General features: G+C 63.7%; 18 protein-coding genes and 1 tRNA gene. 4 read left to right on the top strand and 15 right to left on the bottom strand.

What is annotated here, in order from left to right; translation table 11 throughout:
- Positions 1–19: 19 nt before the first annotated feature.
- The 5 genes from AB8717_RS10385 to AB8717_RS10365 all read right to left on the bottom strand — a co-directional run bounded on the left by AB8717_RS10385 (position 20) and on the right by AB8717_RS10365 (position 4072).
- Positions 20–211, bottom strand: a complete 192-nt coding sequence (locus tag AB8717_RS10385) for a twin-arginine translocase TatA/TatE family subunit (RefSeq protein WP_443747263.1) — start codon at positions 209–211, stop codon at positions 20–22.
- Positions 212–357: 146 nt separating this feature from the next.
- Positions 358–1008: an SMC-Scp complex subunit ScpB gene (gene scpB, locus AB8717_RS10380; RefSeq protein ID WP_443747262.1), complete on the bottom strand. Its 651-nt coding sequence runs from the start codon at positions 1006–1008 to the stop codon at positions 358–360.
- A complete protein-coding gene (locus AB8717_RS10375; RefSeq protein WP_443747261.1) occupies positions 1005–1868 on the bottom strand; it encodes a segregation and condensation protein A in 864 nt (287 codons plus the stop codon). Before AB8717_RS10375 ends, scpB begins: the two co-directional genes overlap by 4 nt.
- A 221-nt stretch (positions 1869–2089) precedes the next feature.
- Positions 2090–3145 (bottom strand): beta-N-acetylhexosaminidase, encoded by a 1056-nt coding sequence (gene nagZ / locus AB8717_RS10370; protein ID WP_443747260.1) that lies wholly within the window; start codon positions 3143–3145, stop codon positions 2090–2092.
- Positions 3146–3157: 12 nt separating this feature from the next.
- On the bottom strand, positions 3158–4072 hold the full coding sequence (locus tag AB8717_RS10365) for an SPOR domain-containing protein (protein ID WP_443747259.1): 915 nt from the start codon (positions 4070–4072) through the stop codon (positions 3158–3160).
- Positions 4073–4341: 269 nt separating this feature from the next.
- On the opposite strand from AB8717_RS10365, the gene AB8717_RS10360 reads away from it, so the two are divergent.
- The 3 genes from AB8717_RS10360 (at position 4342) to AB8717_RS10350 (ending at position 6016) form a co-directional block, all read left to right on the top strand.
- Positions 4342–5622, top strand: coding sequence for an MFS transporter (locus AB8717_RS10360; RefSeq protein ID WP_443747258.1), 1281 nt, complete (start codon positions 4342–4344; stop codon positions 5620–5622).
- Positions 5623–5701: 79 nt separating this feature from the next.
- Positions 5702–5777, top strand: a tRNA-Ile gene (locus AB8717_RS10355).
- Between the two features lie 86 nt (positions 5778–5863).
- Positions 5864–6016, top strand: a complete 153-nt coding sequence (locus AB8717_RS10350) for a hypothetical protein (protein ID WP_443747257.1) — start codon at positions 5864–5866, stop codon at positions 6014–6016.
- Positions 6017–6077: 61 nt separating this feature from the next.
- Here AB8717_RS10350 and AB8717_RS10345 read toward each other — a convergent pair whose 3' ends face one another.
- Entirely contained in the window at positions 6078–11774 is a 5697-nt protein-coding gene (locus AB8717_RS10345) for a hypothetical protein (protein WP_443747256.1), read from the bottom strand.
- A 154-nt stretch (positions 11775–11928) separates the two neighbouring features.
- On the opposite strand from AB8717_RS10345, the gene AB8717_RS10340 reads away from it, so the two are divergent.
- Positions 11929–12981 (top strand): acyltransferase family protein, encoded by a 1053-nt coding sequence (locus tag AB8717_RS10340; protein ID WP_443747255.1) that lies wholly within the window; start codon positions 11929–11931, stop codon positions 12979–12981.
- On the opposite strand, the gene AB8717_RS10335 is transcribed toward AB8717_RS10340, so the two are convergent.
- The 9 genes from AB8717_RS10335 to AB8717_RS10295 all read right to left on the bottom strand — a co-directional run bounded on the left by AB8717_RS10335 (position 12978) and on the right by AB8717_RS10295 (position 19896).
- Positions 12978–13247 (bottom strand): hypothetical protein, encoded by a 270-nt coding sequence (locus AB8717_RS10335; protein WP_443747254.1) that lies wholly within the window; start codon positions 13245–13247, stop codon positions 12978–12980. The genes AB8717_RS10340 and AB8717_RS10335 overlap by 4 nt on opposite strands.
- Positions 13244–13756 (bottom strand): hypothetical protein, encoded by a 513-nt coding sequence (locus tag AB8717_RS10330; RefSeq protein WP_443747253.1) that lies wholly within the window; start codon positions 13754–13756, stop codon positions 13244–13246. Before AB8717_RS10330 ends, AB8717_RS10335 begins: the two co-directional genes overlap by 4 nt.
- On the bottom strand, positions 13753–14241 hold the full coding sequence (locus AB8717_RS10325) for a lysozyme (protein ID WP_443747252.1): 489 nt from the start codon (positions 14239–14241) through the stop codon (positions 13753–13755). The genes AB8717_RS10330 and AB8717_RS10325 overlap by 4 nt, the downstream gene beginning before the upstream one ends.
- The gene (locus AB8717_RS10320; protein ID WP_443747251.1) at positions 14234–14509 is read right to left on the bottom strand and encodes a DUF7940 domain-containing protein; all 276 of its coding nucleotides are present in this window, start codon (positions 14507–14509) and stop codon (positions 14234–14236) included. Before AB8717_RS10320 ends, AB8717_RS10325 begins: the two co-directional genes overlap by 8 nt.
- Before the next feature lie 5 nt (positions 14510–14514).
- Positions 14515–17352 (bottom strand): family 16 glycosylhydrolase, encoded by a 2838-nt coding sequence (locus tag AB8717_RS10315; protein WP_443747250.1) that lies wholly within the window; start codon positions 17350–17352, stop codon positions 14515–14517.
- A 66-nt stretch (positions 17353–17418) separates the two neighbouring features.
- On the bottom strand, positions 17419–18042 hold the full coding sequence (locus tag AB8717_RS10310; protein WP_443747249.1) for a hypothetical protein: 624 nt from the start codon (positions 18040–18042) through the stop codon (positions 17419–17421).
- Positions 18039–18500, bottom strand: coding sequence for a hypothetical protein (locus AB8717_RS10305; RefSeq protein WP_443747248.1), 462 nt, complete (start codon positions 18498–18500; stop codon positions 18039–18041). The genes AB8717_RS10310 and AB8717_RS10305 overlap by 4 nt, the downstream gene beginning before the upstream one ends.
- A 44-nt stretch (positions 18501–18544) precedes the next feature.
- A complete protein-coding gene (locus AB8717_RS10300) occupies positions 18545–18928 on the bottom strand; it encodes a hypothetical protein (RefSeq protein WP_443747247.1) in 384 nt (127 codons plus the stop codon).
- Positions 18928–19896 carry a hypothetical protein gene (locus AB8717_RS10295; protein ID WP_443747246.1) on the bottom strand — a complete coding sequence of 323 codons (969 nt, stop codon included), beginning with the start codon at positions 19894–19896 and terminating at the stop codon, positions 18928–18930. The genes AB8717_RS10300 and AB8717_RS10295 overlap by 1 nt, the downstream gene beginning before the upstream one ends.
- Positions 19897–19916: the final 20 nt, after the last annotated feature.

Genomic DNA, 19916 nt, shown 5'->3' with positions numbered 1-19916 from the left:
TATCGCTTATGGCGAAGGCTTACGCCTTCGGCTCTTCCTCGACCTTCTTGGCCTTCTTCGTGTCTTCGGGCTCATCCTTCAGGCCGTCCTTGAACGCCTTGATGCCCTTGGCGGCATCGCCCATGATCCCGGAAAGCTTTCCGCCGCCGCCGAACAGCAACAGGGCAACGATCGCGATGCCCAGAATGTGCCAGATACTTAAAGCACCCATAATCGTCTCCTCAGGGGCGTAAACCAGAATACGCGGCGCGCCCGATACAAAACCATGGCCCGATATGGCCGTTCCACTTCATATAGTCGCGAATTGCGGCGACTTCAAAGCGCTTTTATACAAATCCGCGTAAGCTTAATTATAGATTACGTATCCGACGGTTCTTCCAGGAAGTCCTGGGCGAATTCGACCGCGTCGAGATCGTCGAGCGGCGCCTCCTCTTCCCCGGCCTGCGCCGAAGACGGGTCGGGGACCATGAAATCGGCCGGGACGTTGATGTCGAGCAGGCCGGCAGCCCGCATTTCCGCGACACCCGGCAGGTCGGCCAGGCTGGGCAGCGAAAATTGTTCGAGGAACGATTCGGTCGTGCCGTAGGTCACGGGGCGTCCAGGCGTCTTTCTGCGGCCGCGCAGCTTGATCAGGTTCATTTCGTGCAGCACGTCCAGCGTGCCGCGCGACAGGCCGACGCCGCGGATGACTTCGATTTCGGCGCGCGTCACCGGCTGGTGATAGGCGATGATGGCCAGGGTTTCGAGCGCGGCCTTGGAGAGCCGGCGCGGCTCCTCGCGCTCCTCGACCATCAGGTAGCCCAGGTCGGGCGCCGTGCGGAACTGCCAGCGGTCGTTGATGACCTCAAGCACCACGCCGCGCCCGGCATAGCGGCCTTTCAGCCCGGCCAGCGCCTTGCCGATATCGATGCCTTCCGGCAGGCGATAGGCCAGTTCGGCGGCCGACAGGGGCCCGGCGGCGGCAAAAAGCAGCGCCTCGACGGCGCGTTCGGCGTCTTCGGGCGTCACGACTGCGCCTCCCCGATCAGCTTGGGACGTTTACGCATGTAGAGGGTGTCGAAGGTCGCCAGTTGTTGAAGTTGCAACTGGCCTTCCTTGCACAGTTCGAGCGACGCCGACAGGGTCGAGGCGAGATACGAAATGCGCTTGGGGCCGCCCTCGCCTACCGGTTCCGGCGCCACGTCTTCGAGCGCCGTCCAGTTGCTGAGTTTCGGCAGCTGGGCGCGCAGGTTGTCGCGGGCGTCTTCCAGCGAATAGGCCTCGATGCGGCGGGTCGGATCGTAATGGCGCTCGGCCTCGCGGCGGCGCTGGGTGACGTAGGCGCTCATCAGGTCGAAGACATTGGCGTCGATCTTGGCCGACGGGATGATCAGGCGGGCTTCGGGGTCGCCGCGCGCGAAGACGTCGCGCTTGAGCTGGGGCCGCGAGGTCAGAGCCTCGACCGCCTTGCGCATGGCTTCGAGTTTCTTCAGGCGATAGGCCAGCGCCAGGGCCAGCTCTTCCGGGGCGGGCTCGTCACCGGCCTTGCGCTCGGTGCGCGGCAGCAGCAGGCGGGATTTCAGGTAGGCCAGCCACGACGCCATGACGAGATAGTCGGCGGCCAGCGAGAAGCGCAGGCGGCGGGCTTCCTGGATGAAGGCCAGGTATTGTTCGGCCAGGCGGGTGATCGAAATCTTGAGCAGGTCGACCTTTTGCGACCGCGCCAGGGCCAGCAGGACGTGCAACGGGCCTTCGTAACCGTCAAGATCGAGGACCAGCAGGTCGTCGGGGGCGATTTCCTCAGGCGTCGAGGGCGCCGCGCCGTCGAAATCGAGCCGGCGCTGCTGGACGTCGTGTTCAAGACCGGTGATCTGGCGGTTAGAGGCCATGGTTCCGCACCTCCCCGTTTTCGCAGAAAATGGGAAGCGGGACCGCGAGCAAAGCGAAGTGGTGGTGGGGCTTCTTGCTTACTTTTAGGTCGACGCCGTGGGGAAGGACGTAAGAAACCCCACCACCACATTTCCTTCGCAAGGGCTCAGTCGTGCGGTCCCCCTCCCCATGCTTCGCACGGGGAGGTGCAAAAAAGAGCGCATGCGACCCGCATACCATCTTACGTCGCCGCCTGGAACTCGGTCGGGTCGGCGCGGCTCTCGGTTTTGCCGGCGCGGCTGAGCGCGGCGTCGAAACGCTTGCGGGCCTCGGCCACGTCAAGCGGCTCCGGCGTGCGCAGCAGGCGCTTCATGGCGGCAATGAACCGGTCGTGCGCCCTGCCCTTGAGCTTGGGCGTCTCGTCCAGCACTTCGCGCATCTGGTCGAGTTCGCCGTTGCAGTGGAGCAGCATGTCGCAACCGGCCTTGATCGAGGCCTTTGCGCGTGTCTTCAACTCACCCGACAGGGCGTTCATCGACAGGTCGTCGCACATGATCAGGCCGTCGAAGCCGATCGTGTCGCGGATGACGCGGATACACTTCTTCGAGGTCGTCGCCGGATGCTTCTTGTCGATGGCCGTGTAAAGCACGTGCGCGGTCATCGCCAGGGGCATGTCGGCATTGGCCTGGAACGGCAGGAAATCGACCTTGACCAGCTCTTCCAGCGGCGTTTCGACGATGGGCAGCGCGGCATGGCTGTCCGCGCCGGCGCGGCCATGGCCGGGAATGTGCTTGATGACCGGCAGGACGCCGCCGGCCAGCAGGCCTTCGCAGGCGGCGCGGCCCATGACGGCGACGTCTTCAGGCGTCAGGCCATAGGCGCGGTCGCCGATGATGTCGTGGGCGCCGGGTTGCGGCACGTCGAGCACCGGCGCACAGTCGACATTGATGCCCAGGGCGAACAGGTCGTTGGCCATCAGGCGCGCACCCATGCGGACCAGCGAACGTTCTTCGTCGCGATCATTGGCGACGGCGGCGAACTGGGCGGCAGGCGGATAGTCGGGCCAGTGCGGCGGCCGCAGGCGGCGCACACGCCCGCCTTCCTGGTCGATCAGGATCATCGGCTCGTGCTTCACCGTGACGCGCAATGCGTCCGTCAGCGCCTTGACCTGTTCGGGGGTTTCGACATTGCGGCGGAAGAGGATGAAGCCCGCCGGTTGGGCGTCGGCGAAGAAATCCTTTTCCTCGGTCGTCAATTCAAGGCCGGAAAGGCCGAAGATGCAGGCGCGTGTGGCCAAGTCCGAACGTCCTTATTTCACGATGCAGTCGTGGCCGGCCGCCTTCAGCGCCGAACAGAAGGACTTCGCCTTGTCGGCTGACGAAAAGCCGGCGAAAGCCGTGCGGTAGAAGGTGCCCTTGGGGGTTTCGACCTTTTCGATGTGCTTCGACGTGCCCGACAGGAACAAGCCGTAGGACGAGGCGACGCTGGCATACTGCTTGTTGGCGGTCTCAGTGGAATCGAAGGCGCCGATCTGGACCATGACGCCGCCCTTTGTCGGGGCGGTCGTGGCGTCGGCGGTCTTGGTCTTTTCGGTTTTCTGGGCCGTGTCGGCCTTGGCGACAGCGCTCTTCGACGCATCCGCCTTAGAGGTATCCGCCTTGGCGACGGGCTTTTCGGCCGGCTTTTCAGCGGCCGGGGCTTTCGAGGCCGTGGTGCCGGATGCCGCCGGCGTCACGGTCTGTACGGCGGGCTTCAACGGGGCCGGCGTGGCGGCCGGGCTGGCCTGGCCCGTGATGGCGGCGTTATCGCTCTGCGACGGCAGCGGACCGGTGATCGGCTTGGCCGGCGGCGGCGCCTCGTTAGTAACGGCGGCCTGCGAGGCCGAGCTGTCGCGCAGCGGCGCTTCGGTGCCCGGCGCGAAATGGGCGCTGGCCTGGTCTTCGCCCTGCGTCGTATTCAGGTCCTGGTCCGTCATCGGCTTGGCGTCCTGGACCTGGGCGTCCTTGATGTCGCCGACGGCGTCGCCGACTTCCGGCGCTGCGTGGCCATGGCTGTTGAGGCCGGAATTGTAGAACATCACGACGGCCAGAAGCAGCAGCACCAGGAAGATGCCGCTGATGATCAGCGTGATGGGAGCCTGGTCGCGGCCGGCCGGGCGGCGCGCCTCATAGCTCAGATTGTCCTCGGTCGGCGGCGAATATGTGCCGCGATCCCTGTCCGTCATGACTTTGATCCTGGTATTAACCGTGGGCCGGGACGACCCCAAAAGCAGTTAAGCGCCTGATTCCCGTTCAGGCGCCTGAGACAATAAAGGTTGGCAAGCGATTTTGACAGCCCTGTGGCCAAAAAGTCGTGAATGCCACACCCCTGTGGCATTTCATACCGCCTGCCGGTGACGACAATATGGCTGCAATAACCGAATGGCGGAAGACCCGCACGTCTTTGGCAGTCCGTTTTCTTGTGGAATCTCTCTGCGCCGGGCATTTTGCCGGTATGTTTTCAAATGCAATCTCCGCCCGCCTCGCCCGAAACAACATCCATTATGGCTGGGTGATGCTGGGCGTCACCTTCTTCACCATGCTGACGACGGCATGTGCGTTGGGCGCCCCTGGCGTGCTGATGCCGGCGCTGGAAAAGGAGTTCCACTGGACGGCGGCCGAGATTTCGGGCGCCCTGGCCATCCGACTGCTGCTGTTCGGGGTGATCGCGCCCTTCGCCGCTTCGCTGATGATCCGCTACGGCATTCGCCGCGTCGTGTCCCTGGCCCTGGCCTTTATCGCTTCAGGCCTGATCGCGTCCCTGTTTGTCGGGCAGGTGTGGCAGCTCGTGCTGTTCTGGGGGATCATGGTCGGCTGCGGCGCCGGCATGACCGCCATCGTCCTGGGCGCGACGGTCGCCAACCGCTGGTTCACGGAAAAGCGCGGCCTGGTCATCGGCATCCTGACGGCCAGCAACGCCACCGGCCAACTGGCCTTCCTGCCGATTATCGCCCAGCTGTCGGAAAGCGCGGGTTGGCGGACGGCCCTGGTCATGGTGTGCGGCCTGTTGGCCGTGGCCCTGACGCTGGTTCTGCTTTTGGTGCGCGAGCGGCCGGCCGATCTCGGATTGCTGCCGTTTGGCGAGCGCGAAGGCATGGTCGCGGCCCCGCCCGCCATGGCGCGCCCCGTTGAAATCCTGCGCGATGCGGCGAAGACACGGACCTTCTGGATCCTGTTCGGCACCTTCTTCATTTGCGGCGCCTCGACCAATGGACTGATCCAGACGCATTTCGTGTCGATGTGCGGCGACTTCGGCCTGGCGGCGGTGGCCGCGGCCAGCGTGCTGGCCATGATGGGCCTGTTCGACTTCGTCGGCACGATCGGCTCGGGCTGGCTGTCGGACCGCTTCGACGCGCGCTGGCTTCTGTTCTGGTATTACGGCCTGCGCGGCCTGTCCCTGCTGTACCTGCCGCACCTGACCTTCACGGTGTTCGGCCTGTCGCCGTTCGCGGTATTCTACGGCCTCGACTGGATCGCCACCGTTCCGCCGACGATCAAGCTGACCGCCGAAAAGTTCGGTCGCGAGCGCGCCAGCGTCGTGTTCGGCTGGATCTTCTGCGGCCACCAGTTGGGCGCGGCCGGCATCGCCTATACGGCGGGGCTGATCCGGACCACGACCGGCAGCTACATTCCGGCTTTCCTGATCGGCGGCAGCCTGTGCCTGATCGCGGCCTTCGCCGTGCTGCTGATCATCCGTCCGCGCGCCCAGGCGGTTCCGGCTGCCGCCGCCGGTTGATAAAGGCAAATCAAGGCTTTAAATTCGTGGAGTCGCGTGGTACCCACGCCGCCACCTCTTGTCGCGTTCCGCGTTTTGGGGGCCTGTAGCTCAATGGTTAGAGCCGACCGCTCATAACGGTCTGGTTGGGGGTTCGAGTCCCTCCGGGCCTACCAATCTTGCCTGCCCTAATGCCATCACAATTGCAGCGCATGGTGACGAAATGAAACGGCTTCCTGTTCCCCTCGCCCTCTACAGAGGCATGGCGTTCGCGGCCCTCCCCGCCGCGGTGATGTGGTGCGCGATTCTGACGCCGGTCGCCGTGGCGCATCCGCACGTCATCCATCTGGCCATGCACGCGGCGCACCAGATGCACAAGTTCGCCGGCCACGCCAAGGATGTCCTGCTGGGCTAGGTTTTGACCGATCGCTGAATGAAAGAAGGGCCTCCGGATCGTCTCCGAAGGCCCTGTTTTTTTATCCGAAGTGCAGGTCTGAAGCGGTGACCGTCGCGCCGCCGTTGAAGGTGGCGATGACAACAGCGGCATCGCTGCCCGTGCCGTCGTCGTCCCAGTAAAGCGTGTGCGTGGCCGCATCCCAGATGAACTGGGCCGAGGTGCCGACGGCGGCGCTGCCGGCGGTGAATTCGGATGCGCTCAGGACATGGCCCGCCGTGAAGCCGTAGTCGTCCCCGGTGAACCGCAGGACATCGGTGCCGTGGACGAAGTCCTGGACGGTATCGAGGCCGTTGGCGAAATTGGCCGCGGCGAAGACAAAGGTGTCGGCGCCATTGCCGCCGTTGAGCACGTCGTTGCCCTGCCCGCCGATCAGCGTATCGTTGCCGTCGGCGCCATTGAGCGTGTCATTCCCGCCCAGGCCCGACAGCACATTGTTGCCGCTGTTGCCGTTCAGCCCGTTGCCGATGCTGTTATTGCCCGTGCCGTTGATGTCGGCGCTGCCCAGCAGGTTCAGGTTTTCGATGAAGTTGCCCAGCGTATAGCTGATGGTCGACATGACCCGGTCGCCGCCGCCGTCATTGATGCCGGCCCCGGTCGATTCTTCCGACACCACGTCGCCGATATTGTCGACATAGTAGGTGTCGTTGCCGGCCCCGCCATACATCGTATCCGCGCCCGTGCCGCCGTCGAGCGTGTCGTAGCCCTGGCCACCGTAAAGCGTGTCCGAACCGTCGCCGCCGAGGACCCAATCGGCGCCGCCCAGGCCCGACAGCAGGTTGTTGCCCGCATTGCCGGTGATCGTGTTGTCGCCGTCATTGCCTCCGCCGCTGAGATTGGCCGTGCCGGTCAGGGTCAGCTGTTCGATATAGGCGCCGATCGTATAGCTGACGCTGGCATAGACACGATCTTCGGTGCCGCCGTCGTCGATGCCCGGCGTGGACTGTTCGGACGCCACATCGCCGCTATTGTCGATGTAGTAGGTATCGTTGTTGGCCCCGCCATAGAGGGTGTCGATGCCGTCTCCGCCGGTCAGCGTATCATTTCCGGCCCCGCCGTACAGCGTATCGCTGCCGCCGTTGCCGTTCAGGCGGTCGCTGCCGTCTCCGCCCCACAGGTGGTTGTTGCCGGCATTACCGTTGATGAGATTGGCAAGTCCGTTGCCGGTGCCGTCGATATTGCCGGTGCCCGTCAGGATCAGGGTTTCGATGAAGTTGCCGATCGTGTAGGTGACCGACGCCTGGACGGTGTCGTTGCCGCTGTCGTCGAGGCCAGCGCCCGCCGACTCTTCGGACGCCACGTCGCCGGTATTGTCGACGATATAGAGGTCGTCGCCCGAGCCGCCGTACATCGTATCGGCCCCGGCTCCGCCGTTCATCACGTCGTTGCCGCCCAGCCCCCACAGGTGGTTGTTGCCCGAATTGCCGTTCATCCCGTTGTTGAGACCGTTGCCGGTACCGTTGAGATCGAAGCTGCCCGTCAGGTTCAGGTTCTCGATGAAATTACCGAGCGTATAGCTGACATCGGCATAGACGCGGTCGACCCCGCCACCGTCGTCGATACCCGCGCCCGTCGACTCTTCGGAGGCCACGTCGCCGGCATTGTCGACATAGTACCAGTCGTTGCCGGCCCCGCCGTACAGCGTATCCGCGCCCGAATTGCCGTCGAGGACATCGTCGCCGGTTCCGCCGTACAAGGTGTCGCTGCCGTCCCCGCCGTCGAGCGAGTCCGCCCCGCTGCCGCCGTCGAGCTTGTCATTGCCGCCCTGGCCATGGATGGTGTCGTTGCCGTCGTTGCCATAGAGGGTATCGTTGCTGAAGGTGCCGTTGAGCGTGTCGCTTCCCGGGGTGCCGCCGACCACATTGCCGGGAAGATCCGCGGCCGAAACCGTCAGGTCGGCGAAGACGAAGCTTTCGACGCCCGTGACCGTGTCGGTGCCGTCGGGTGAGCCCGAGCGGGTATCGGTAATGATGTAGGCGCCCGAACTGTCGGCCAGGACCGTATAGTCGGCGCGATTGCCGGTGTAATAGGCAAGGTCGGTGCCGTAGCCACCATCGATGGAGTCGTTGCCGGCACCGCCATGGATAGACTCGTTGCCGCGGCCGCCGGTAATCGTATCGTTGCCGTCGCCGCCGAAGACCAGGCCGGACGCATCCCCGCCCACAATGGAGTCGTCGCCGGTACCGCCGTCCAGCGTGTCGGTTCCGGCGCTCGCCCCTTGCAGATAATCGTTGCCGGCTCCGCCCGTCAGCGTATCGAAGGCGTCGGCGTTGAGCGTGTCATTGCCGTCTCCGCCATCGATGCTGTCATGGCCGCCATAACCCTCCAACTGGTCGTCGCCGGTACCGCCGAGCACCGTGCCGTGAGCCACGACGACATCGGCGCCATCTCCGGCGTCGATGTAGCTGCTGGTGACGAAATCATAGGCATAGATGGTGTCGTCGCCGTCTCCGCCGGTGATGCTGCTGGTACCCGTGTCGTCGGTGATGTAGTCGGCCCCTGCGCCGCCGTCGATCGTATCGTCGCCCGCTCCGCCGTCGATGCTGTCATTGTCGTTGCCGCCCGACAGGCTGTCCGCGCCGTCGCCGCCGGAGATCGTATCGGCGCCGTCTCCGCCCAGTACGGTGTCGTTGCCATCCTCGCCCGTCAGGCTGTCATTGCCGGCAAGGCCGCTGATGCTGTCGTCGCCGCCATGGCCGTTGATGACATCGCCGAGCGCGCCGCCGGTCAGCGTTTCATTGCTGCCGGTGCCGTCGATCAGGAAGGCCGTGTTGCTGGACGTCGGTATGAAGTCGCCGTCGGCGAAATGCAGCACTTCGATGCCGGTCAGCGTATCGCTGCCGTCGGTCGGATCGCCCTGGTCGGTGAGCGGATCGTAATGGCGATGGTCGGTGACCACCAGGGTCGTGCCGTTGAAGGCGATCGTATAGTTGCTGCGGTTGCCGCTGTAATAGGCCGTGTCCTGGCCCAGGCCGCCGTCGATGCTGTCGTTGCCGTAATAGCCGCGGATCCAGTCGTCGCCCGCGCCGCCGTCGATCGTATCGTTGCCGTTGGCGCCGACAATGGTGTCGGTTCCGTCGCCGCCCAGCATGACCACTGCGCCGCCCGTGGCCTTGAGCGAGTCGTTCCCGATGCCGCCGTCGAGCGTTGTCGCCGCACCGTCGAAGCTGGCACTGGGGCCGGACGCCGTGATCGTGTCGTTGCCGTCGCCGCCGCTTAAACTCCCGGCGCGATAGTGGCTGGACGCATAGTCGTAATAGGCCTTGTCGTAGTCACTGCTGCGCGCGTCGCTGAGCACATCGTCGCCGAGGCCGCCGTCGAGCACGCCGGTGCCGTCCAGCGTATCGTTGCCGTCGCCGCCGTCCAGGGTATTGTAGCCCCGGGTGTCCGCCAGCCGGTCGGTGCCGAGGCCGCCCGTCAGGCTGTCATTGCCGTTGCCGCCGTCCAGACTGTCGTTACCGTCGCCGCCGTTCAGCGTATCCGAACCGGTAGAACCGCTGTCGAAAAAGAGGTTGGCGTCGCCATTAAGGGTATCGTCACCGCCTCCGCCGTCGATGCTGTCATTGCCGGAGCCGCCGTAGACGAAGTCGGCGTCGTCCCCGCCGGAAATGGTGTCGGCGCCGCTGCCGCCGGTGATGCTGTCACCGCCTGCGTCGCCGAACAAGGCGCCGCCGCCGGAAATCGTGTCATTGCCCGCGCCGCCATGGATCGTGCCGGTGCCGCTCAGGGAGTCGTTGCCGTCGCCGCCGTCGATGGCGTCGTTGCCGCCACCGCCCACGATGGTGTCGTTGCCGCCCAGGCCCGACAGGCTGTCGTCACCGGCCTTGCCGTCGATATAGTCGTTGTGCGCACCGCCGGTCAGCGTGTCGGGACCGGAGGTACCCGTCAGGACGACATCGGTATTGTCGGGTGTCGGGACAAAGTTGCCGTCCGCGAAATGCAGGATCTCGATGCCCGACAGGGTGTCTGTCGTAACGACGCTGGAATGGTGATCGACAACGACAAAAGTCGAGCCTGAGATCGAGATCGAATAGTTGGAACGGTTATAGGCGAAATATGCGATGTCATTGCCAGCGCCGCCGTCGACACTGTCGCTGCCGTCGCCGCTGGTGATGCTGTCGTCGCCGGCGCCGCCCAGAATGGTGTCGTTGCCTGTGCCGCCGTCGACGCTGTCATTGCCGGCGCCGGCGTCGATGCTGTCGTTTCCGGTGCCGCCCGACAGGGTGTCGTTATCGTCGCCGCCTGAGATGGTGTCGTTGCCGTCATTGCCGAAAATAGTGTCGGCGCCGGCATCGCCAGTCAACGAGTCGCCGTGATAGCTGTCGAAAATGTAGTCGTTGCCCACGCCGCCGAGGATGGTCAGCGCCGCCGCGCCCGGATCGGTGATGTCGCCGCTATAGCGGAAGGTATCGTTGCCGTCGCCCAGGTCGACATAGCCGCTGCTGAGCATCGAGGCGTCGACGGAATCGTTGCCCAGTCCGCCATAGGCCGAGTCATTGCCCCAGAACATGGAGATGTGGTCGTCGCCGCCTTCGCCGTAGAGCTTGTCGTCGCCGAGGCCCGCCTGGAGGGTATCGTTGCCGTCGCCGCCGTGGACGGTATCGTTGCCGTCACCGCCGGTGATGCTGTCGGCCACCACGGACCCGGTCAGGGAATCGTCGCCCGCGCCGCCGTCGATGACGCCGACGCCACTAAGCAGGGCGCTGCTGGCCGGATCGAGCGACATGTCGATCGTATCATTTCCGTCGCCGCCCAAGACCGTTCCGGGCAAAAATGTCGTCTGATCAAGTGAGACCAGAGCGCCGATGATGCTGTCGTTTCCTGCGCCACCGTCGATATAGCCGCCGGCCATGATATAGTCGTCGTCCGCACCGCCATAAACGGTTGATGGATCGTCCCAGTCGTAGATGGTATCGTTGCCCGCGCCACCCTGTATGGTGTTGGGCCCGTATTCCTCAAAAATGTAGTCGTTGCCGTCGCCGCCATCGAGGCTGTCGGCCATGCGGCCGCTGGTATTGCCCCGGATGCTGTCGTCACCGCCCATGCCGAAGACGGTCTCGCCGAACGTCGATGCCTGGTAGGTGTCGGCCCCCATTCCAAGGATGATGGTGTTGTGCAGCTCCATGGTCTGGTCGGAAAACGCGGCATATTCGACACCGGTCAGCGTGTCGGCGCCGTCACCGCCCACGGTGTCCTGGAATACCCACGTGCCGTTCGACTGGGTAATGACGTAGTGGCTCCGCGGCCCGCTGAACGAGACCGTGTCGATGCCGGCTCCGGCTGAAATGCTGTCGTAACCCGCGCCGCCGGTGATGAAATCATCGCCGGCACCGCTCAGAATGGTGTCGTCGCCGGCGCCGCCGTCGAGCGTATGGTTGGCCGCAGCCAGGGCGATGATCGAATCGTCGCCCGCATCGCCATAGGCCGCGTCGTCGGGAGCGCTCAACAGATCGAGTTCCAGAATGGACTGGAGTGTGATGGTGTCGTTGCCGTCGCCGCCATGCGCCACGCCGACGATGTTGATCACATCGTCTCCGCCGTCGCCGAAGACCGTGTTGTAGCCGCCGCCGGTGCTGGGCAGGATGTGTTCGTCGTCATTCAGCTGATCGAGATTGACCTGATCGGTGATGGTGTCGTTGCCATCGCCGCCATGGATCGTGTCGTCACCCGCGCCACCGATCAGCGTGTCGTTATCCGGAGTCCCTGGATAGTCAGCCATCACATCCCCCTCTCACAGAGTGTTTCTGTCCTGCCCCCGCAGCCGTTAACCCTTATGGCATGGAATTTCACGGTTGTCATTTACCTTGACGACAGTGATTGTCCTGCTGACATTTTCCTGTCACAAATAGGGTTTCCTTGTCTTCGGATAGACCGTGCCGCGTAGTACAGACCGTTTCGTTGTTCTCGACGCCATGCGTGGCCTGGCGGCCATGGTCGTCGTCATTTACCATGGTACTTCGCACGTCTTTCCGATGGGCTATGCCGCGGTCGACCTGTTCTTCGTGCTGAGCGGATTTGTTCTGGCGCATCGTCATGGCGAAGAGCTGAGCAGCGGCGGCAACGGCCTGGCCTTCCTGTTGAAGCGCGTCATCCGGCTCTATCCGCTCTACGCCGTGGGCACATTAATCGGGCTCGTTTCGGCGGGCCTCATGGTCGGCCGGCTCACCGGCTGGACATGGCCGCTTTACGGCACCGCCGTCGCCCTGGCGCCGCTGTTCCTGCCGGTCCTCAGCAATGTCGCGCTGGGTATCTTCCCGCTCGACGGGCCGGCCTGGTCGCTCTTCTTCGAAGCCGTCGGCAATTTCGTCTTTGCCTTTACCGGATCGCGGCCGCGCCTGACCGCCGCCATCACCGCCCTGTCCCTGCCCCTGGTCGTGCTGGCGATCAAGCACTGGGAAGGCGGCGGCGGATCGACACTGGAAGAATTTCCCGGCGGTTTCGCGCGCGTCCTGTTCTCTTTCTTCGCGGGCGTCGTGGCGTACCGCCTGTGGTCAGCGGGAAAGCGTCTGCCGTGGAATGTGCCGTGGGGACTGCTCTTTGCCGCCATGGTCGTCATATATGCCGCCAGGCCACATAAGGCCGCACATTATGACGCCCTGCTCGTCGTCCTCGTACAACCCCTGCTGATCTGGGCCGGCGCCGGCAGCCGCCCTGGAAAGTTCGAGCCTGTCATGACCTGGCTGGGCGCCATTTCCTACGCCCTCTATGTCATCCACGTGCCCCTGCATCTTCTGCTGCTGGGCCTGCTCGGCGACAGCGACGGCCTGTCGTATTATCTTGGCGTGCCGGTGGCAGGGGGGCACAACCCCCTGCCCTTTCCGGCCGTCCTGATCACCCTGCCGCTGGCCGTGGCGGCGGCGCATGTCCTGACCTTCGGCTTCGATATTCCGGTGCGGCGCTGGCTGACGAAACGGTTTGCGGGTTAGCGCACCTTGTCCACCTTGCTGTCCAGCTTGTCCTCGATGCGCTGGAGCCGCTGGTTGATTTCGTCCAGGTCGTCCTTGCGCACATAGGCCTGGGCCTTGGTGGCGGCGTCGACGATATGCTGGTTCAGCGCCGCCGCCGTCTTCTGCTCGTCGCCATAGATCACCGCGCAGAACGCCATTATACCGGCGCCGACCATGGCGATCAGCAGGCTGATCAGCTTGGCGTTGCTCAGATAGTAGCCGCCACTATCGGGCTCTTCCGTCATCGGGTATCTCCGTTCATCAGCGCCTGCTGGGCGCGCACCCAGTCCTGCAACGCGCTCAACCGCGCGGCGGTTTCGCTGCAGCTTCCGTAGTTGCCGGTGATGACGGCGGCGGCGTCAGCGGCTGTAACGGCTGAGGGCGCGTCATCAGGTTGGGCGGCGGGGCCGCCAGTCGCGGGCAGGTCGCCGCGCGCGGCGGCGTCGTGCAGGCGGACAAAGCCGGCAGGCAGAGGATAACGAGCGGCCACATCGGGCGGAAGGATCTGGGGAACACGGCGGACAATCTCCCGGGTTACGGTGCGGATATGGACAGCGCGCGCCTCGGCCTTTTGGCCGGACGCCGCGGTAATGGCGGCCCCCTCGGCCTCGACGGCGCGCGCCTGTTCGGAGGCCTTGAGGTCGATTTTGAGCGCCTGCTCGCGAGGATGCGGCGTGATCATGACCGTCAGCATCATGCCCGCCACCAGCCCGGTCAGCAGACAGACGCCGCCGACCTTCAGTTCATCGCTCATGTCAGCCCCCGTTCGCACAGGGCGCGTTCGGCGGCGCGGCGGCGGACCAGGCCTTCGACGCGGCGCCCGCCGGCGTAGATCCACCTGGACAGCCCGGCGCAGGCTTCGCGGTCATGGCCCCGGCGGAAGTCGCGCGCCATGCCCGACCGGCAAAAGGCCGTCGTACCGGCATTGTAGGCAAAAGATACGACCGCCGCGGTCTGGTACGGCCTGCCTTTCAGCTGCGGCGTGCAGGCCAGCACGGGTGCGGCATGGCGGGCCAGGTCCTTTTCCAGCATGGCCCGGCATTCGGCATCGCTGTAGTGGCGATTCTGGATATCTGCGCCGGTATGGCCGAAACAAACCGTCTTCACGCGGACGATATCGAGATAGGGGTCGTTGCGCATGCCCTCGAACGCCGGAACGATGCTGAGCAGCAAGGCGGCGGCCGGCGCACCGACGGCGACGGCCAGGGCGCCACGGCCTGGTTTCACGGACTCAGTCATGGCCGCATCCTTTCAACAGCCAGGCGTGGACGGCATCGATCACGGCCTTCTGGCGCACGAATTTGGCGGCGATGGACGCCACCAGCAGGCCGAAGCTGATGTCCAGTCCGGCTTCGGGCGGCAACAGCGCTTTCAGCTCGGCCGGAACCCACAGGTTCCACAGCTGCAAGGCCGTCTCCGGCAGCAGCAGACCCAGGCCCAGCGCCGCCGTGCCCGCGCCCGACAGCCACAGCGACCAGTGGCGCAGCGGGGTTTTGAAATCGAACATGGTCCCTACTCCGTCCAGACCTTGACGTAATCGACATACATGTCGATCGGCGACACGGCGGCATCCACCTCGTCCGGCAGCCCCGCCAAGTTCAGCAGGAGGTGCATGGGCGCCAGCCTGACTTCGCCGAAGAAGGGCGCGCGGCAGACCTCTACCCGGTCGAGATAGTGGATGATCCAGTCGTCGTGGATGGCGCAGCCATAGGTGTGATAGTTGCCGTCGAGCACGGTGACGGTCGGCGTCCGCCCGATCTGGACGTGGCCCGACGGCCCCTTCGGGTTCGGCCAGGACATCGGCCAGATATGAAGCGTGGCGTGGAAATTGCCCGGATTGGTGCCGTAAAGCTCCACGAAGTCGATTTCGGCGTGGGGTTGCGCCAGGCCCGGCATTTCGTTGGTCGCCCATGCGCCGGCCCAGGTGCCTGCCGCCATCGGCACCAGCATCCTGTATTCGACATAGGCCTTGGTGAAGGTGAAACCGTCCCCCGCCGCGTTGATCGACGACAGGCAGCCGCTGGTCCAGGCGCCGTCCTGCAACTGCATGCGGATGCGAAGTTTGCCGGCATCCACTGTATAGGTGTCATGCGGCGCGTCCGAGGGCTTGACGAAGGTGGCGAAGCCGAAGGTCGTGTGTCCGGTGCCGAACCATTTCGCCGATCCGCCCGGCAGCCCCGTATCGCTGTCGGCCAGGCTGTAGCTGGTGAAATCGTCGCTGAAGGCCAGCGTCGGAAAATCCGACGGATCGTAGGCTGTGCCGCTGTAGCGCCGCGTATAGCTCCACGACGGCAGGGCCTCCGGCGGCGTATAGACGTTCAGGCTTTCCGACTTGCGGATCGAACGGATGGTGTCGATGGGATAGCCCATCCACGGCCGGCGGCCCGTCGCGCCCATGTCGGCATAGCCCGCCGACGCCGGCACGCGCGTCTGGAAGCCGCCGCCCCAGGTGACCACCAGGTCGTTGTAGGCGGACGGCAGCGCCAGGCTCAGATTGTCGTCATTATTGGCCGGGGTGTCGGACAGCGCCCACGGCGCCAGCACAGCCGGCAGGCTGGAGCCCGGCACGACCAGCAGATCGACGAACTGCACGACGACGCCTGCCGGCGCGCGCACGCCGATCTTGCCGGCCGTGGTCCCGGCGGTCGCCGTGGCGCCGATCAGGTTCCAGAAGCCGTCCGACCACGAGGCGATATCCACGCCTTCAAACTGCACATAGGCCGTGCCCGCGCCGACGACCCGCATGAAGGTGTAGACCTGATAGGCAATGGATGCGGCCGTGGCGCCGCAATCGGCCGTCGCCACGGCATTCCCTGTGCCGGCGCTGTTGTCGAGCTGATAGACCTTTGCCGTCGTCTTCGACGGAAGGATGGACTGGATCGAAGGGGCCGCCGCGTCGTCCAGCAAGGACAGCACCGCGGCGGCGTCTCCGGTCTTGGTCAGATGTGTTGTCGCGACCGGATCGAGGACCGTCTGCGCCAGGCTGTCGCCCGACACGCCGGTAAAGGTGCCGGGATTCACCGGCGTTACGGGCACGGTCGGCGGAATGACGCCGCTGCCGATGAACGGCAGACAGGCATAGATGACGGAGCCCGCCGACGCCTTGACGTAGACGCGGCTGGTCGTGTTGGTGATGGTGACATTGCTGCCGACCACGACATAGCTGGTGGAGGCCGTGCTGCCCTCGGCGCTGGCATTGCCCGGCAGGTTTTCGATGCCGACCCGTGCCGTCATGGTGCCGGCCTGCGCCCGCACATAGGCGCGATAGACCGTGTCGCCCGCCGTTAGCGGCGAGGCCAGGCTGAAAGCGATGGTTGCCGAACCGGTGCCGTGTGTATTGTCGATCATGACGACCTTGCCGGACGGCACGAGACCCTGCAGCTTGGCGGCCGCCAGGGCCGCGCTGTCGTCGACCAGCGACACCACGGCGGCATTGTCGCCGCTCTGGTCCAGTCCCACCAGGCCGATGGGCGTGTCACCGTACACGCGCACCTTGTTTCGGCCGCCGAAGCCCAGGACCTGCCCCGCTGCCGTCAGCCGCGGCACGGATGCCGAAAACGTTGCGACCGATCCGTCGGCGTTCAACGCATAGGCGGTCGTGGTGCGGGCGAACTGATAGGCGGCCAGGTCGGTGACGACGGCGCGCTGGTCGCCGGCCATGCGGTAAAGCGGCCCGCCCGCCGTGACCGTAAAGGCCAGGTCGACGCCGAAGCGGCCGAAATTGTAGAGGTCTGCATTGGCGCCGATATCGGCCATGGCCTGGGCCAGGGTTTCGGAACCGAGGTCCCCGATCAGGTCGCGCAACGGCTGGGTACCTTGAAGCACGGCGTCGAAGCTCGACCCCAGCGTGGCGGCGTCCGTCCAGCCGGACAACTGCCCGTCGGTATCGAACCAGGCGATCTTGCCCGCCCGCGCCGCCGCCGTCGGAATGGTGCTGCCGCCGCTTTCGGTGATCGGCGCCACGACCGCGCGGTCGACCTTTTCACGCAGTTGCTGCGTCAGGATGGTCAGCCGGTCGAGGCTGTCGTTGAGCACATCGGGATAGAAGCCGCCGGAATTGGTCAGCACGGTCGGCTGAAGTTCATCGAGATTGCTGGTCAGCGTCAGAAGGCTTCCCGAAGCCAGCGGAGCGCTGAGGACGATGCTGCCGCCCGGCGCCGAATCCTGGTCGCCGTTGACGGTGACGGTGAAGTCGGTGCCCGGCACCAGGGCGCTTTCGCTTCCGTCGCTGCCCGTCCGCACGACATGAACATCGCCGGTGTCGAAGATCTTGAAGCCGAAGGGAAAGCTGGTGGTCTGGCCGTTGCCGGCATAGGGGCCGGACTTGCGGATCGAGGATGAAATAGCCAAGGCGTGCGCTCCTTATTCGCCGCCACTATTTCCTTTCAGACTTCAGTTCCGCATACCGCCTGGCTTCTATTTCGGGCGGGACAGGACCTTGCAGCAATTCGCGCCGTATTGCGCTTTCATGGCCGCCAGTACCGAAGCGAAATCCCGATCCTTTTCCTTGTATGCCCAGGGATAGTTGATGAGAATTGTCGTGTTGCCGTCACGGCTGGTGCCATAGGTTTCCGACAAAGACAGATGGAAATGCCGCAGCAGATATTTCTCGAAGAAATTGTCGTCGAGCTTTACGTCGGGGGCAATTTCGATTGTCCGTACATCCCCGGCATAGGTCTCGCGGGCCTTCTGGCACTGCGCGACGAAGTCACTGCGCGATACCATCCGTACCGAATAGCGGCCATCGGCGCCAAGGGCATGGCCGATGGCCTCCGCGCCCTTCGGCGTTGCGTACATCAGGTAAACATAGTCTTGCGTGACGCACAGCGTGTAGCCGGAGCGCGGAAAAACCTCGGCGGCCGTGTTTTGCGCCCAGTCCTCGAAACTTTCGCCCTCGGGTGCGGCAATCGCCTGAACTGGAATGGCAATTTCCTGCGCGTATTGATCCGACAGGGCCTGGGGCTTGGGCTTCTGGCATCCGCCCAGCCCCATCGCCGCCATGGCAAAAACCGCAATCGTCGCTTTTGTGTATAGACTCATCCTGCTCCCCTGGAGTCCGCCTGTCTGTCGGCGGACGCCCCCGTCTTCTTCCTGTACTTGACCCAATGCCAGGTTTCTCCATACCGGACAAACTTCAGAATGCCGTGCCCCTTCCTGACCGAGTAAAGCACGTCGTAATGCGTGAAGGATTCGTCCTCGACAAGGGTCAACGACGGGGGATCCAGAAGTCTGGATAAGAGATAATTGCTCCGGTTGACAAACCACGTGCCCGAGCCGTCATAGACGCCTTCCTTATCAATCTGCAGCACCACGTCCGAGACATGCCGGGCCTCGAAACTTCCGTCGGAAAAGAATGTGATGGTCCCTGCCGACGCTTCTTTCGGATCGGCCTTGCCGTCGCTGCGGCCATCATATGTCCAGGTGCCGACAATATCGCTGTCATGCGGCGTGTGCGCATTGCACCCCGTCAGCCCAAACAAAGTCAGGACGCCGGCCAAGGCCAGCGCCCTCTTCGTGAATATTCGCATATGTCGATCGGAAATCATGCCGCCCCGCAACTTAGGAACAATACGCGATCAAAAAGCGGCAAAAATGTGTCTTTTCTATGGTTTCTTCTTGTGCTCTGTCTGGGCACAGACCTCGTAAAGGGCTTTTGAGGACAGGTTATCAAAATCAAAATAATCGCAGACTTTTGCCCGTTTAGCCGTTCCGATTTCCGAAGCGCTTCAAGCCGCTCGGGCTCCAGTTTGGCAACGAGCTTAGTATAAACCGTATTCAGGGACTTATCCTCAGGATGAGCCAAGACGAAATTGAGAACAGCATCGAACGAAGGATCTAATGGCTGTTCAAACTCCTCCATATCTATACGCTCCGCTTCCCGGGCCAAAGCGAGGAACTTCTCAATAATCGTCGACTTATCAGACATCAAAATTTCCTTTCAATGTACTTGCCTTCAGCATCGTATCCAAGCTTCCTGAAAGCGGCTTCAGCGATGTCTCCGGCGGAAGGTCCGTAGGGGCGATAGTGACCTGAATCATTATCGATATACTCTATGTCGCCACGTCGCATCCGAAATTGTCCGGCGGACAAAACGGGCTTGCCATCAGCCAAATCGATGTGGCCCGTTGCCCCCCTGTTTCTGGCTACAAGTAAAGTTCCGTCCTTCTTGATAACATATATCAATTTACGTCCTTCCATTGCCGTCAAACGATTGGTGGGAATTATCTCCGGTGAGCGAGGTAGGTCGCCGGGCGACTGATTGGCAAACAAGTACGGTCCTCGAAGGTAAGAAGGCCGAGATACGGGGATCGGTGTTTCAGGCAAGGGACCGAATCCCATGGACGTACGGCCCATGATTGGATGACCGCCACTGTCGTACTGCTGGGCACCAACGCCGAAATCAACGAATGATTGCGTCATCCTGTCAGGCCCGATAAGTCCTGCGCCGACGGCGTTTTGATAAAGTCTCCCGCCAGTCCCAGTCACCCGCTGTCTGGCGGCAAAATCATAGCCAGGCTGATCGGGAATGCCGCTCAAGTAGTCGACCCATTGGTTTAGTTGCATGAAGTCAGACCTGGCTGCAACGCGGTCCAAAGCTTTACCGTTATGTAGGGTCTTGCCCCAATCGTAGGACTCCTTATCTGAAAGGTAAGCCAGCACATCTGCGCCGGTCATGATCTGTACGCCGCTGGGATTGGTACCGGCAGGCAGAATATCCACACGGATGCGGGTTGCGCCGTCGTTCAGACGCCAGCTTCCGCCGGTGGTCAGGTCGACATCGCCGAGGGGCTGACCTGTTTTGGCATCCAAGTATCGGGTGATCGAATGCCCGTTCTTGTCGACAAAGGCTTGATGGACCAGGCCATCAGGATTTGCCGAGACGATGGTCACCAACGTGCCTGTCTTTCTGTCCG

The organism is Asticcacaulis solisilvae (assembly GCF_052327315.1).
GTDB lineage: Bacteria > Pseudomonadota > Alphaproteobacteria > Caulobacterales > Caulobacteraceae > Asticcacaulis > Asticcacaulis solisilvae_B.
Note: the sequence above shows the minus strand (reverse complement) of the source record. Positions and strands in the feature narration are given on the sequence as shown.

Bases quoted from the DNA above. Each gene is read 5' to 3' on its own strand.
- AB8717_RS10325 (WP_443747252.1), bottom strand. From the start codon at position 14,241: ATGACTGAGTCCGTGAAACCAGGCCGTGGCGCCCTGGCCGTCGCCGTC.
- AB8717_RS10330 (WP_443747253.1), bottom strand. From the start codon at position 13,756: ATGAGCGATGAACTGAAGGTCGGCGGCGTCTGTCTGCTGACCGGGCTG.
- AB8717_RS10345 (WP_443747256.1), bottom strand. From the start codon at position 11,774: ATGGCTGACTATCCAGGGACTCCGGATAACGACACGCTGATCGGTGGC.
- AB8717_RS10320 (WP_443747251.1), bottom strand. From the start codon at position 14,509: ATGTTCGATTTCAAAACCCCGCTGCGCCACTGGTCGCTGTGGCTGTCG.
- AB8717_RS10300 (WP_443747247.1), bottom strand. From the start codon at position 18,928: ATGTCTGATAAGTCGACGATTATTGAGAAGTTCCTCGCTTTGGCCCGG.
- AB8717_RS10310 (WP_443747249.1), bottom strand. From the start codon at position 18,042: ATGAGTCTATACACAAAAGCGACGATTGCGGTTTTTGCCATGGCGGCG.
- AB8717_RS10335 (WP_443747254.1), bottom strand. From the start codon at position 13,247: ATGACGGAAGAGCCCGATAGTGGCGGCTACTATCTGAGCAACGCCAAG.
- AB8717_RS10375 (WP_443747261.1), bottom strand. From the start codon at position 1,868: ATGGCCTCTAACCGCCAGATCACCGGTCTTGAACACGACGTCCAGCAG.
- AB8717_RS10365 (WP_443747259.1), bottom strand. From the start codon at position 4,072: ATGACGGACAGGGATCGCGGCACATATTCGCCGCCGACCGAGGACAAT.
- AB8717_RS10360 (WP_443747258.1), top strand. From the start codon at position 4,342: ATGTTTTCAAATGCAATCTCCGCCCGCCTCGCCCGAAACAACATCCAT.
- AB8717_RS10350 (WP_443747257.1), top strand. From the start codon at position 5,864: ATGGCGTTCGCGGCCCTCCCCGCCGCGGTGATGTGGTGCGCGATTCTG.
- AB8717_RS10385 (WP_443747263.1), bottom strand. From the start codon at position 211: ATGGGTGCTTTAAGTATCTGGCACATTCTGGGCATCGCGATCGTTGCC.